Source organism: Nocardia sp. NPDC051570 (assembly GCF_044454005.1).
Lineage (GTDB): Bacteria > Actinomycetota > Actinomycetes > Mycobacteriales > Mycobacteriaceae > Nocardia.
The window spans coordinates 83507-96430 of record NZ_JBITDI010000024.1 but is presented as its reverse complement, the minus strand read 5'-3'; the positions used below and the strand labels follow the sequence as shown (position 1 = coordinate 96430).

Below are 12924 nucleotides of genomic sequence, written 5' to 3'. Positions count from 1 at the left end.
CGCATGGATCGCATAGATCGACACCCCCGCTGATGTGAATCCCTCGCCGTCAACCGTAACCCGTTGTGCCAGTACTGAAAAGCCTCGGACAGCTGCCAGAAGACTTATGCTGGCCCAGATTCCGCCAAAGGGTTGACGTAAGACAATCTGCGAGTTCGCTCACATCGTGCGACTTGGTGTCGCAACGGCAGTAGCGGACGTTCGAAGCGGCGACGGGTTGGTGTGCTCGAGTCGACGTCTCGGGGGTCTGGTCTTCCGCGGTTGGCATCCGTGGTCGGCTGCGCGATTTCGTATGGTTTTCGACCGGCACGGCTTCGACCTCGCGATTGGCCGATATCGGCTGCGACTTGCAGGAAACGGTTCCCGTGCCTACTGAACCCGGATAGCCTGGCCGGGTGGCCAGTTCTGAACTTGCGCGGCTGTGTCGGGTGATCGACAGGCCCACTGTACCGACGCGCTCGTGCTGGACTTCCGGACCGTAGCAGACCTTTCGGTCGATCACAACGGGGTTTTCCGACGACGAAACGATCCGAATTCTGCAAGGGGTTGCAGCGGAAGATCGGCCGCGGCCGACACGTCCAGGGCGGAACGCCTTCTCCCGACCGCTACCTGCAATGTGATGCTGGTTTAAGGGTGGCGTCGTTATCGGTGAATGGCTTTGCAATGAGGGGGATTCGGCTGTGACCGTTCGGCGGGGGTCGTACGGCATCGACGCGCCGGTGGTGGTGGCGGCCTTCGCTGCTGCAGTCGCCACGTGCGCCGCTGGCGTTGTTGTGTTCGCAGTGCTGGGCATTACCCCAGCCGTCGTCGGGTTGGCCATCAGCGGTATCTGGGTGCTGTGTCAGCTTGCTTTGTATCTCCATGTGACATGGCGGGGAAAGTTCGTGGTTTGGAGCAGTTTGCTCAGCGAGCTGGGCTTGCGCGGTGATGAACGTCTGCTCGACATGGGTTGTGGTCGGGGCGCGGTGCTACTTGCGGCGGCCGAACGCCTGCCGAACGGCAACGCTGTGGGTGTCGATCTGTGGCGGGGCGTCGACCAGTCCGGCAACCGCGAAACTCTGACCCGGAGCAACGCGATCGCGGAAGGTGTTTCCGACCGCGTGGAGTTGTGCACCAGCGACATGACCGATCTGCCGTTTCCGGACGGGAGCTTCGATGTGGTTGTCTCCAACTTGGCCATTCACAACATCGGTTCCCGCGCCGGCCGCGGCGCCGCCCTCGATGAAGCGTTACGGGTACTGCGGCCTGGAGGCAGGCTGATGATCGCCGACATCCGCCGAGCGCGCGAGTATCGGGACCACCTCGTCGAGCGGCGCGTCTGCGACATCGTTCTGCGACCGCTGGGCTGGCGAATGTGGTGCGGCGGCCCCTGGGAATCCACCACGATGGTCACCGCCGTGAAACCCGGCTGATACAGGCGATCAACGAGCAGGCTTGTTGTTGGCGGCGCGAATACAGGCACACTGCTGTGCGACTCGGCTCAAAACCCGGTAATCGGCCACTTGTCGTGCGTTCGGTTGGCACACTTGGCCATCGAGACACGCTGGTCAGCGCGCTCAGATCTCATCGATGCGAATGGACCTCAGCCTCGCTCGGCGACGGTTGTGCACGAAACCTCGGAGCTACGGGGGTGCCATCATCCGCGAACAACGCCGACTCACCGACACCGAGATCGACTACGCCATCACCAGCTACCAGCAAGGCGAATCCCTCGCCCGCAGCGGCCAGCGCCTCGGCGTCGCCCACACCGCCATCCGCACCGCCCCTCCGGCGCCGCGGCATCCCCCGCCGTGATACCCACGGCGACCATGACCTCAAAGCTGGAACGTCGGTTTGCGCCCCTGGAGCGGCTCGTACAGCCGCGACACGCACACAGGTGCGGCGTGAACTGCTGATTTCTGCCGATGTCGAGGTGTCCAGGCGCCGCAGGCGGGTCCGGAACGGTGAGGTGGGATGAGGTCGAGCTGTCCAGGAGTGGGATGGCAGGCTTCCTTCACTTGGCCGAAGTTGACCGCGCACCAGTCTGCCGGTGCGCAGATGTTCGGGGCGGAATTCAGTACAGGACTGTCGTTTTGGCCGCGGCCTCGCAAGCGAGCATCCGCTGGTGCGCGGCCTCCCCCAGGTCGGCCAGCAGCGCGGCGACCACCGTCTCCACGACGGCGACGGTGGGCACCAGGCTGTCGTATGGCGAGGGTGAGGGGGCGTCCACCTGGCTGGGCAGCACGACACTGGCCAGTGAGGCGACCGGCGACAGCCAAGTGTCGGTGAAAAGAATGATCTTGCAATTCTTTTCCCGAGCCACCCGGGCCAGCTCGAGATGGTGCGGTTCGTAGCGGCGGTAGTCGAAGATCACCAACACGTCGCGCTTGCCGAGACCGGCCACCGACCCGGCCCGCTCCACCGGCGCGTCGGGCAGGCGAAAAGCGTTGTCGCGCAGTTGCACCAGATGCATCAGCAGGTAGTGGGCGAACACTCCGGTGAAACGGCCGCCGGTGACGTGGATGCGCCGCCGCCGCTCACCCAGCAGGGCGACCGCGGCGCGCAGATCGTCGGGAGGCAGGGCAGTGAGGGTGCGCTGCACCGCCTGGCCGAAGACCTCCGCACTCTGGCGCAGCAGTGCCTGCCCGCCCGAGCCTGATTCGCTGTAGAGGGTCAGCGGCGACGCGTTGCGCTGTTCGAGCTCGGTCCGCAACGCCTGCTGGAATTCGGGAAAACCTGTGAAGCCGAGCCGGTTCACGAACCGGATGACCGTCGGCGCGCTGGTGGCGGCTCGCTCGGCCAGCCGGGCCGCCGATTCCAGGCCCGCCGTCGGATAGGTCGCGAGCAGCACCCGCCCAACCTTGCGTTCGGACGGCGGGAAATCCCCGAGACGCTGCCGGATGGTGTCGGCCAGACTCTGCTGGGTCACAGGCGGTTTCCCTTTCTGATCGGTGTGACGCGAGCGTATCGGCCCGAGCAGCGCACGCCGCGCCCGCCAATGCAGCATGCACGAGGAGACATGAACGCACGAAACTCCTAGGCAAGATTCAGAATCAGCCCGGTGAGCAGGCAGATCCGGGGGATGATGCTGTCCAGGTCGAGCCATTCGCTCTCCGAATGGTCACCGCCGCCGACGGGGCCGAGCCCGTCCAGCGTTGCCGCGCCGACTCCGGCCGCGAGGTTGGCGTCGGCGACCCCGCCGGTGCTGACAGCCCCGACCTCGAAGCCGAGTCCAGCAGCGACCCGTTGGGCCGCGGCGACCAGTTCGGCCGCGGCTTGCATGGGTTCGACCACTCCGTTGCGCTGGACGCTGGATCGGGTGCCCGGAACCCATTCCCGGCGGGCGAGGCGGTCGATCTCGTCCAGCGCGGCGGCCAGCCCTGCCGCCGTGCTGGCGCGGACCTCGCCGTCGATGACAACCTGGGGGCATACGATATTGGGGCGGGTGCCGCCGTTGATCACACCGACATTGACCGTGGTGCCGGGCCATTTCCCGTTCAGCGCCTGGAGTTCGACCACCAGACGAGCCGCGGCGAGCGCGGCGTTCGCGCCGCGCTCGGGTTCGATGCCGGCGTGCGCGGCCCGGCCGGTCACGGTGATGCGGATATCGGCGATTCCCTTGCGCGCCTGGACGAGTGCGCCGTTCTCGCGAGCGCATTCCAGGCACAGCACGATATCGGCCGCAGCGGCCAGGCGTTCGATGTGCGGGCGACTGGCGGGTGCGCCGATCTCCTCGTCGGGGCTGCACACCACGACCAGTTCGGCGTAGGGCTCCGCGCCGTCCTCGACGAGCGTGCGCAGGGCGGTCAGTCCGGCCAGCAGTCCGGCCTTGTCGTCGGTGACGCCCGGGCCGTAGGCAATCGCACCGTCCACCCGGAACGGGCGCGCCGCCACGGTGCCGTTCTCGAAGACGGTGTCCATGTGCGCGAGCAGCAGGAAGCGGCGTCCGGCCGAATCGCGCCCAGTGCGCCGGCCGATCACCAGATCGCCCAGCGGCCGCCCATCGGGGTGGCGCATGGGGAGGCGCTCGACCGTGCAGCCCAGCGTGGTCAGCCGTTGCGCGCAGAAGTCGGCGATCTTGCCGACGCCTTGGGCGTTCCAGGTTCCGCAGTCGACGTCCACCAGGTACCGCAGGTTCTCGACGAAGCCGGGGTAGGCGGCCGCTACCCGTTCGCGGAGCCGATCCGGTCCCATCACAGCACCTTCGAGAGGAAGGCAGCGGTACGATCGTGCCGCGGGCGGACCAGAACCTCACGGGGATCTCCGCTCTCGACGACGACGCCGCCGTCCATGAACACCGCGATATCGCCGGCCTCGCGGGCGAAACCTATTTCGTGGGTCACCACGATCATCGTCATTCCTTCCGCCGCAAGCTGTTTCATGACCGCGAGCACCTCACCGACCAATTCCGGGTCCAGCGCCGAGGTGGGCTCGTCGAAAAGCATCAGCTTGGGGCGCATGGCGAGGGCGCGGGCGATGGCCACACGCTGCTGCTGCCCGCCCGACAGCTGCGCCGGATACCGATCCCCCTTGTCACGCAGGCCGACTCGGGCGAGCAGCTCGTGCGCGTTCTGGACCGCCTCGGCGCGCTTCACCCCGCGCACCCTGACTGGCGCCTCGAGGATGTTCTCCAGCACCGTCATGTGCGGGAAGAGATTGAACCGCTGGAACACCATGCCGATATCGCGGCGCCGTCGCGCGATCTGCCGGGGCCGCAATTCGTGCAGCCGATCGCCGCGCTGCTCGTAGCCCACCAGGTCGCCGTCCACCCAGAGCCGACCGGAATCGATCTTCTCCAGGTGGTTGATGCAGCGCAGGAAAGTGGACTTGCCCGACCCGGAGGGCCCGAGCAGGCACATCACCTGTCCGGCCTCGACTCGCAGGTCGATGCCCTCCAGCACCCGGGTCCGCCCGAAGCTCTTGTGCACGTTCTCGGCCAGCACCATGGGTGCGGCTGCGCTTGTCGTTCGCTCGCTGCGCTCGCTCACCGGGTCGCCTTTCGGTTGAAGCCGAACATCCGCCGCAGCGAACCGGGCCGGTTGCCGCCGATCCGATGGCCCCTGCCGAAGCGCCGTTCCAGCCATGCCTGCGGCACCGACAGCGCCGAGGTCAGCGCCAGGTACCAGACACTGGCGACGATGAGCAGCGGAATCACCTGGTAGTTCTGGGAATACACGTCCTGCAGGTTGGTGAGCAGGTCGTGGCCCGCGATCACCGAGACCAGGGCGGTGGACTTGAGCATAGTGATGGTCTCGTTACCCATCGGCGGCACGATCACCCGCATGGCCTGCGGCAGCACGATGCGGCGCATGGTATGCAACCGGGACATGCCCAGCGACTGCGCGGCCTCCGATTGCCCGGAGTCGACCGATTCGATTCCGGCCCGCACGATTTCGGAGGCGTAGGCGATCTCGTTCAGCCCCAGGGCCAGCAGCGCGGCCGCCGACGCGCCGATCACTGAGCTGGTCTGTGCCTGGAAGAGGGTGATGTGAGTGAACGGGATGCCCACCATCAGCTGCGGATAGATCGCACCGAGGTTGCCCCACAGTATCAGCTGGACCAGCAGCGGGGTGCCGCGGAACAGCCACACGAACGTAGCAGCGGCCGAGGACAGCACACGGTTGCTGGACAACCGTATAACGGCGACGACCGTGCCGCCGACGATGCCGATGAGCATGGCCGCCACGGTGAGCCATAGCGTGACCCACAGCCCGCGGAACACCAGGCCCTCGGTCAGGTAGTCGCGGACCACGGCCCAGTGGATATTGGGGTTCTTGCCCAGCGACCACAGGATGCCGCTGACCCCGACGGCCGTCAGCGCGGCGGCCAGCCACTGACCGTAGTGGCGGACGGGGACCGCGGGCAGCCGGGCAGGATCGGCGTCACCGACCTCGGCGGGTGCGGCAGCGAGGGGCGTTCGGATGTCAGATGCGCTCATACCTGTGCCTCGCTGACGCTTGGCTTCGGCATGACCGCGAGTGCGGCTGTGCTTGTCGTTCGCTCGCTGCGCTCGCTCATCTCAGCCCACCGCGGCATTGATCGTGGCCTTGGAAATGGCGATTCCCTGCTGGCCGTAGTGTTCGAGGATGCGATGGTAGCTGCCCTCGTCCATCAGCGCTTGAAGCGCCCGCTGGATCGAGTCGGGCAGTCCGCCTTGGGATTTCGCGACGCCGATGCCGTTGGGGGTGGCGTCGACGCCATTGGGGTACTGGGCATCGTCGATCAATTCGAAGGCCGTACCGCCCTCGGCGGTCAACGCCAGATAGCCGCCGGCGGGTTTATCCATGAAGTCGGCGATCACCTTGCCGCTCTTGATGGCCAGCTGCGCGTCGGCGTCCTTGGGGAACACCGACAGCTGCACGTCGGGTTTGCCCGCCTTGGGGCACGGGCTGTCCTCTTGCAGCAGTTCGGCCTGTTTGGTTCCACTCTGTGCGGCTACCGCGCGGCCGCACAGGTCGATCAGTGTCGAGATACGTTCGGGATTGCCCTTGGCGACCAGGATGCCCGAGCCGGACGCAGAGTAATCGACGAAGGTGAGCACCTGCTGTCGCTCCTTGGTGTCGGTCATGGCCGACATCACCACATCGAACTTCCCGGCCTGGATGGACGGGATGATGGAGTCGAATTTCGTTGCGGTGAAGTCGAATCGCACACCGAGCTTGGTCGCGATCGCCTGGCCGAGGTCGTAGTCCAGGCCGGTGATGCGCCGGCTGCCCGCGCCCTCGAACATCTCGAAGGGCGGGTAGGGCACGTCGGTGGCGACCCGGACCACCCCCGAATCCTTTACCGCGGCCGGTAGTCCGTCGTGCAGCCCGGGTTCGCGGCTCACCGTCACACCGGCGATGGCGACCGACTCCGGTTGCGCCGGATGGCTTTCGGCGGAGGTGTCGCATGCGGGGAGAGTGAGCGCGAGGGCGAGCACTGCGGCCCATGCCACAGGCCGCGACGAGGTAGCTCTGCTCATCGAGGTTCCTTACTTTGTTGCGTCCCGGCGGTCAGGCAGGCCCCGAGGTGAATAGTTTATTACATCTTATGCATCTATGTATCAGATGTATGATTCATAACATGTCCGTCACGGGCATTCGCCCGCATTCCGCCTCTCGCACAAGGAAATCCATACGGCCACCCGCCACCTCATGTGCCGGCCCGACTACTTCGCGGTCACCTCTGCGATCAACCCGTGCACGGATCCGTCCGCCAGCTCAGATCGCACGGTCGCGATCCGGCAGTGGGAGACGCTGCCGGGAGACCTGCGTGGTGACCACACGTGACACTCACTCACCCCCAGCAGACTTCGGAGATCAGCGCAGGCGCCATGACAGGAGGCCAAAGCGCGATCGCGGACGCGATGACAGCCTCACGCCGTTCGTTCATGCGATTGATCAAGTCGGTGACAGTCCAGCCCGTACACGCAGTCGGCACGCCGAGATCCGAGTCCGCAACGGTAGACGCATCGCAGAAATAGCTCTACCGCGGCCACCGCCGCGAGTGTCGCGTCCCGTCTGATGGTGGTAAGCAGTACGAATCTTGAAGCTTTGCCTCACATTCACGCTTTCTCCTTGACCGCATCCAGCAATCCTGACAAAACGACTGTCCTTCGCCCAACTCGAAATAGCAAGCAGCATAGGGAGTTTCAACTACCCAGTCACGAACGAGGTAATCGGATGATCCTGGAACTCGCTTTCACTGACGGTCAGAGTCCTTGGCTGCGACGGATACCCGTGTAGACGGCAGTGGCCGGCGCACCGATGACCCAGTCGACAGCCAACGCCACCGAACGCGCGGTAATGGCTCCTACTTATCTTGTAGCCGCCGCAACCTCGTGAACGTCCAGTATTGGCGCTGCGCGGGCGGTCTGAAGCGGCCTTGGGCGGGTGTCAAGCAAGATCGCGACGTCGGATTTCGCCGATGCGGCCCCATGGCTCTCGAGGCCGCCGTCGAGATTCACCGACAGATGGCGTCACGGTTCACCGATGAAGCCAGGGAGGCCCAGTCCGCCCAGCAATGCGTTGACACAGGTATCGCGTAGCGCGGTGCGCGAGAAGGTTTCGTTCTCGAGCCATTGCATGCAGAGGATGCGGACGAATACCAGCCAGCCCATCACGACCGCCGAAACGAGTTCTCGGCGATGGTCGGCGAGTTCGGGTGCGTCGAGTATGCGCTGCCGCAGGACGACGAATAGGTCCGACGTGACCGCTTGCACGGCCGGATCTCCGGACAGCTCCCGATTGGCGGCCAACGTAGTCAACTTGTTCGCGGCGTAGTAGTCGAGGTGGGTGTCCAGCGCCACGGATAGGTATTCCCGCAGCGGTGTCGCCGAATCGAGCGCTGTCGTCGTCAGCAGCCGATCCGCCCGCTGACGCCAGATCGCCGCGAACAGGTCGGCCTTGTTCGGGAAGTGCCGGTACAGCAGCGCACGCGACACGCCCGCGCGCGCAGCGACATCCTCCATCAGGACATCCGCGTACGGTCGCGCCGCGAACAGTTGGGTACCGACATCGAGCAACTGTTCGCGGCGTTGCTCGGGCGTGAGTCGACGGCGTGGGGCCATGGCGGAAATATTAGTTGACGCATGCCTACTTACGGCGATACCGTTCCACTTAGTAGACAAGCGTCTACCAAGGAGTGTCGGCGCGCGGGCCTGGCTCGAGCCGCGGAGGGGGCGGCTCGACGCGGCGAAAGTGAAGGGGGAGAACGATGCTCGAAATCGTCGAAAGAGGCCGGGAAACCGCAGCCCAGCCGGTACCACTGCTGTTCGTACACGGTGCGCTGCACGGGGCATGGTGTTGGGACGAGCATTTCCTCGGCTATTTCGCAGAACACGGATACCACGCACTGGCGCTGAATCTGCGCGGTCACGGTGCCAGCCCGACATCGGTACCGCTGCGGTCGGTCTCGCTCGCGGACTATATCGACGATGTACGCGTCGCCGCTGCGGGCCTTCCCGTCGCACCGGTGCTCATCGGTCACTCGCTGGGTGGATTTCTGGTACAGAAGTACCTGGAAACCGATGATGCCTCGGGGGCCGTGCTGTTCGCGTCTACGCCGCCGACTGGCGGGCGTGGGCTCGCGCTGCGCGGGGCTCGCCGGCATCCGTGGCTCAATCTCAAGTCATCGGTGACCGGCAAGCTGCTGCCGATGTTCGGCACAACCGCGGCGGCGCGGGAGTGGTTCTTCTCGGCGGACATGCCCGAATCGCTCGTCACCCGTTACGCCGGACAGTTGCAAGAAGAAAGTTTCCGCGCATCGATGCAGGCCGTGCTGGGCTCGGCGCATCCGGACCGGGTGCGCGCGCCGATGCTGGTGCTCGGTGCCGCCAACGACAATATGTTCAGCGTCAAGGAAACTCGCGCGACTGCCCGGGCATACCGAACGGAAGCGATATTCGTGCCGAACATCGCGCACAGCATGATGCTCGAAGCCGGTTGGCAGAACGCGGCCGATCACATCCTGAATTGGCTTGGCGGACTTCAGCTCTAAGCAATTCTTGAAGTGAGGTGAGGGGCGGGCTGGTCGCCTACCTCACAGCGAAAGGTGCGGGTAGCGCGACTGCCCCAATCCTTGACAATCCGTGGTGAGCCGACATCTGTCACCCTTGTTCAGCGTCATGACATCCTTCCTCGCTAGCAAGATCAACAACCCATGGATCGTATCGCGAACGACGACACCATCAGGCCCGCACGAGTAAGACCACCTCGCCGGAGAGGCGGCAACTGTCTGGCATGCAACGCAATTGATCCCCATCAGCCACCGCGCCGCGTGACCTGACCATCGGAGCACCCGACCGAACGTACTGACATGCCGCGGGGCGCTCGTTGGTCGGACGTCCAAACTGATTGGCTGACAGCATTTCTCACCGCGCGCACATGGCCGAGTTCCGTGTCCGCTCGGTGGCTGCAACACGGGGCCACAGCGCTACAAATCCAGAGAACCGTCGCAAAACTCCGCCGACATGTCTGCGACACAACACCACACCACAGGTCTGGATCCCCCCAGAACGCGGGATGGTTGCTGTCGGTGGCGGAGGCTATCCGACTGACCGGTGTGTGTCCTCTCGTGCTTCGAGATGGAACCACCTCGGTATCGGGTGCGTCATATGGTGCGAGGGGCGATCGGTCGGGCAGGGAGAGTCGAGGGGGCGAGATGCCGGACCGGGTGGAAATGGATCAGGGGCCGGTACCGCAGATTCCGCCCTGGAGTTCCAGCATCGACGCGTCACTCGGGTGGCGTGCGCGAGCCACCGGGCAGCGATTAATAAGACTTTGCTATAACAGTTTCATGCCGAACTTCAGGACGTTCGATGGTCTGGAGCTCAACTACACGGTATGGACGGGTGATGGTCGGCGGAGCAGGCCTGTGCTGTTGCAGCACGGGTTCATCGTGGACACCGATGCGAACTGGTTGGAGCCGGGTGTGGTGGCGGCGCTGGGCGCGGCCGGGTTCACGGTGATCGGGCTGGACGGCAGGGGCCACGGCCGGTCGGCCAAACCCCACGACCCCGCGAAGTACGGCGAGGACAAAATGGCGCGCGATATTTCGGCGTTGCTCGACGAGCTGGGCTTGGGCGAGGTCAACCTGGTCGGCTACTCGATGGGTTCGCTCGTCGCCTTGATGGTCACCGTCGCCGACTCCCGGGTGCACTCGCTCACCGTCGGCGGCGTCGGATCAGGCGTGGTCGATCTCGGCACCGTGGACACCCGGGTGGGCAATGACGACGCGATCGTCGAATCACTGCTGGCCACCGAACCTGCCACACTCCCGGCCGGTCCAGCGACGCAGTTCCGTAAGGCCGCGGACCGGCTCGATGCGGATCGGCTCGCGCTCGTCGCGGTACTGTCCGCGGGGCACGCAAAGGTGACCGGCCTCGACACCATTGCCGTGCCCACTCTGGTGCTGGTGGGGCAGGACGATCCATTCGCCGCGGAGCCGGAGCGGCTGGCCGCCGCGATCCCCGGGGGACGGTTGGTGAAGGTTTCCGGCGACCACATGAGCGCGATCACGGATCCGGCGTTTTCCGCCACGCTGGTCGATTTCCTGGTCGAACTCGACACCTGAGGATCGGTGCTCAGAATTCGAGATATAAGGAGCAGGCAGATGACCGCAACGACAACCGGCGAACCCATCCAGGAGCTGGACGAGATTGTCGGCACCCACTTCATCTACACCTACGCCACCGGCTGGCAGTACGAGTGGTACGCCCGCAACGAGAAGGAATGTGACTACCGCATCCACCACGGTCTGGTCGGGGGCCGCTGGGTTACCCATCAACCGATCGAGCTGGTGCAACTGTCCGCAGACGGTCAGTTCAAAGCCGACTGGCACGAACCCACCGGCACCTGCGTCAGCCTCTTCTTCGATCTGCCGCGCCGCCGCCTGCACGGCACGATCTTCTTCCCGCAATGGATCGGCGGGCAGAACCAGCACCCGGAGAAGACGATCTGCTATCAGAACGACTTCCTCGAGGATATGCACCGCTTCCGCGACGAGGGTCCGGCATACCCGTACGTCATCGTTTCCGGGTTCGCGACGATCACCTACATGGAGAATGCGGGCCGAGACAACGACGAGGTCATCAGTATGGCCCCGGGGCAGCTCCCCGATGGGTACACCGACCGCACCAACTGAAACCAGATCGTGTGCGTGCCATGGGCGATGGGTGGGGCAAACGCTCATCGGCTACATGTGACCGCTGGCGGGGTGACCTCCTCGGAGTGCGAGTACATCAAGGCATGAGCCTCGTCGGCTTGTAGTCCTCGAAAAGAACATTCGCCGAATCAGCCGAGTCCTTAACCAGGGCGTCACCACGTCCACCGCCGACACCCGTACAACGTCCTCTCTTGCCGCTGGTCGCGCGTTGTTCAATCGCCCAGAATCAGGCGGACTTCACTGCGATATGACCGTTCGACGTGCGAAGGTCGAGGTGATACTGCCCCGTCGGGGTGTTGGGCACATCGACGTTCTTGTCACCGCTGTGGGTCTCGGCCGTCACGTGGTAGCTGCTGGCCGGAACGGCCAGGTCGATGGCCCCGTTGTGGGTCTCGGCCCGCACATCCTGCGCCGTCGCCAAGGTGAGGTCGATTCCTCCGTTGCTGGTCTTCGCCTGGATGTGGTCGCCCTTGATTCCCTGCCCCTGGATCTTGCCGCTCGCGGTCTCTACTTTGACCGGACCCGCGATGGTGTCCATGCTGACCTGACCGGAGTCGGTGGACACGTCGACGCTGCCCATCCCGGACAACGTGATCGCGCCGCTGTGGATGCTGCCACTCACCGGCAGGTTCGCGGGCACGGTCAGCGTGTAGTCCACACTGCAGTCCTGACCGCAGCCATTCAGTACCAGCTCCCCGTTGTCCACGTGATACGTGACGCCCGATGGTGCCGCGCCGCGGTAGGCCAGCGATCGCTGCAGCGACACCTGGCTGACCCCCGCACGGCCGGTGATGGTCACACCACCGGAGGCACTGTCCAACCGAATCGACGAAATCTGCTGTGACAGAGTGTCACTGTCCTGGCTGGAGGTCGTCCCGATGCCACACGAGCCGACGGCGAGCGTCCCCAATCCGATGACAGCGACAAGCCCCAACGCACGAAGTGGCCGACACATGACATTCCCCCTACCAACTACCGGTTGATTACTGACCGACGCCAACGTCGCAACTCCGACGACAGTAGTGAACTCATCCTGCCGCCACATCAGGGACAACCCCGATACATACCCTAAAACGTTGTTGCACTCCGGATCCCATCGATCACAGCGATCGGCTGGGGCAGGGTTCAGAAACGACAATCCGGCCGCCATCCTCAACGCCGCCGGACATCTATGCCGCACACCGCGCTGACCGAACCGGCTAGCGCGACACCTCGGAAGATCAACGGGCTGAACGCCGATGACCGCCGGGCAGTGCGCGCTCATGGCGAATTGCGGGCATTCCGAACGATTCATCCGGC

General features: G+C 64.9%; 12 protein-coding genes. 5 read left to right on the top strand and 7 right to left on the bottom strand.

Annotation, left to right across the window (positions count from 1 at the left end; translation table 11 throughout):
- The first annotated feature begins 680 nt into the window (after positions 1–680).
- Positions 681–1412 carry a class I SAM-dependent methyltransferase gene (locus ACIA76_RS38915; RefSeq protein ID WP_397159749.1) on the top strand — a complete coding sequence of 244 codons (732 nt, stop codon included), beginning with the start codon at positions 681–683 and terminating at the stop codon, positions 1410–1412.
- 157 nt (positions 1413–1569) lie between these two features.
- Positions 1570–1794, top strand: coding sequence for a hypothetical protein (locus ACIA76_RS38910; protein ID WP_397159747.1), 225 nt, complete (start codon positions 1570–1572; stop codon positions 1792–1794).
- A gap of 259 nt (positions 1795–2053) precedes the next feature.
- On the opposite strand, the gene ACIA76_RS38905 is transcribed toward ACIA76_RS38910, so the two are convergent.
- The 6 genes from ACIA76_RS38905 to ACIA76_RS38880 form a co-directional block, all read right to left on the bottom strand.
- Positions 2054–2908 (bottom strand): MurR/RpiR family transcriptional regulator, encoded by an 855-nt coding sequence (locus tag ACIA76_RS38905; protein ID WP_397159745.1) that lies wholly within the window; start codon positions 2906–2908, stop codon positions 2054–2056.
- A 107-nt stretch (positions 2909–3015) separates the two neighbouring features.
- Positions 3016–4173: a M20 family metallopeptidase gene (locus ACIA76_RS38900; RefSeq protein ID WP_397159743.1), complete on the bottom strand. Its 1158-nt coding sequence runs from the start codon at positions 4171–4173 to the stop codon at positions 3016–3018.
- Complete coding sequence (locus tag ACIA76_RS38895) at positions 4173–4925, bottom strand: amino acid ABC transporter ATP-binding protein (RefSeq protein ID WP_397159753.1); 753 nt, start codon at positions 4923–4925, stop codon at positions 4173–4175. Before ACIA76_RS38895 ends, ACIA76_RS38900 begins: the two co-directional genes overlap by 1 nt.
- Before the next feature lie 38 nt (positions 4926–4963).
- Positions 4964–5917: an amino acid ABC transporter permease gene (locus ACIA76_RS38890; protein WP_397159741.1), complete on the bottom strand. Its 954-nt coding sequence runs from the start codon at positions 5915–5917 to the stop codon at positions 4964–4966.
- An 81-nt stretch (positions 5918–5998) separates the two neighbouring features.
- Positions 5999–6943, bottom strand: a complete 945-nt coding sequence (locus ACIA76_RS38885) for an ABC transporter substrate-binding protein (protein ID WP_397159739.1) — start codon at positions 6941–6943, stop codon at positions 5999–6001.
- Positions 6944–7939: 996 nt separating this feature from the next.
- Entirely contained in the window at positions 7940–8530 is a 591-nt protein-coding gene (locus tag ACIA76_RS38880; RefSeq protein WP_397159737.1) for a TetR/AcrR family transcriptional regulator, read from the bottom strand.
- Positions 8531–8676: 146 nt separating this feature from the next.
- On the opposite strand from ACIA76_RS38880, the gene ACIA76_RS38875 reads away from it, so the two are divergent.
- The 3 genes from ACIA76_RS38875 (at position 8677) to ACIA76_RS38865 (ending at position 11604) form a co-directional block, all read left to right on the top strand.
- Positions 8677–9459 (top strand): alpha/beta hydrolase, encoded by a 783-nt coding sequence (locus tag ACIA76_RS38875; protein ID WP_397159735.1) that lies wholly within the window; start codon positions 8677–8679, stop codon positions 9457–9459.
- Between the two features lie 663 nt (positions 9460–10122).
- Positions 10123–11034, top strand: a complete 912-nt coding sequence (locus tag ACIA76_RS38870; protein WP_397159733.1) for an alpha/beta fold hydrolase — start codon at positions 10123–10125, stop codon at positions 11032–11034.
- Between the two features lie 39 nt (positions 11035–11073).
- A complete protein-coding gene (locus ACIA76_RS38865; protein ID WP_397159731.1) occupies positions 11074–11604 on the top strand; it encodes a phenolic acid decarboxylase in 531 nt (176 codons plus the stop codon).
- Positions 11605–11851: 247 nt separating this feature from the next.
- Here the strand turns inward: ACIA76_RS38865 and ACIA76_RS38860 are convergent, their stop codons facing one another.
- On the bottom strand, positions 11852–12445 hold the full coding sequence (locus ACIA76_RS38860) for a DUF4097 family beta strand repeat-containing protein (protein WP_397159729.1): 594 nt from the start codon (positions 12443–12445) through the stop codon (positions 11852–11854).
- Positions 12446–12924 lie beyond the last annotated feature (479 nt).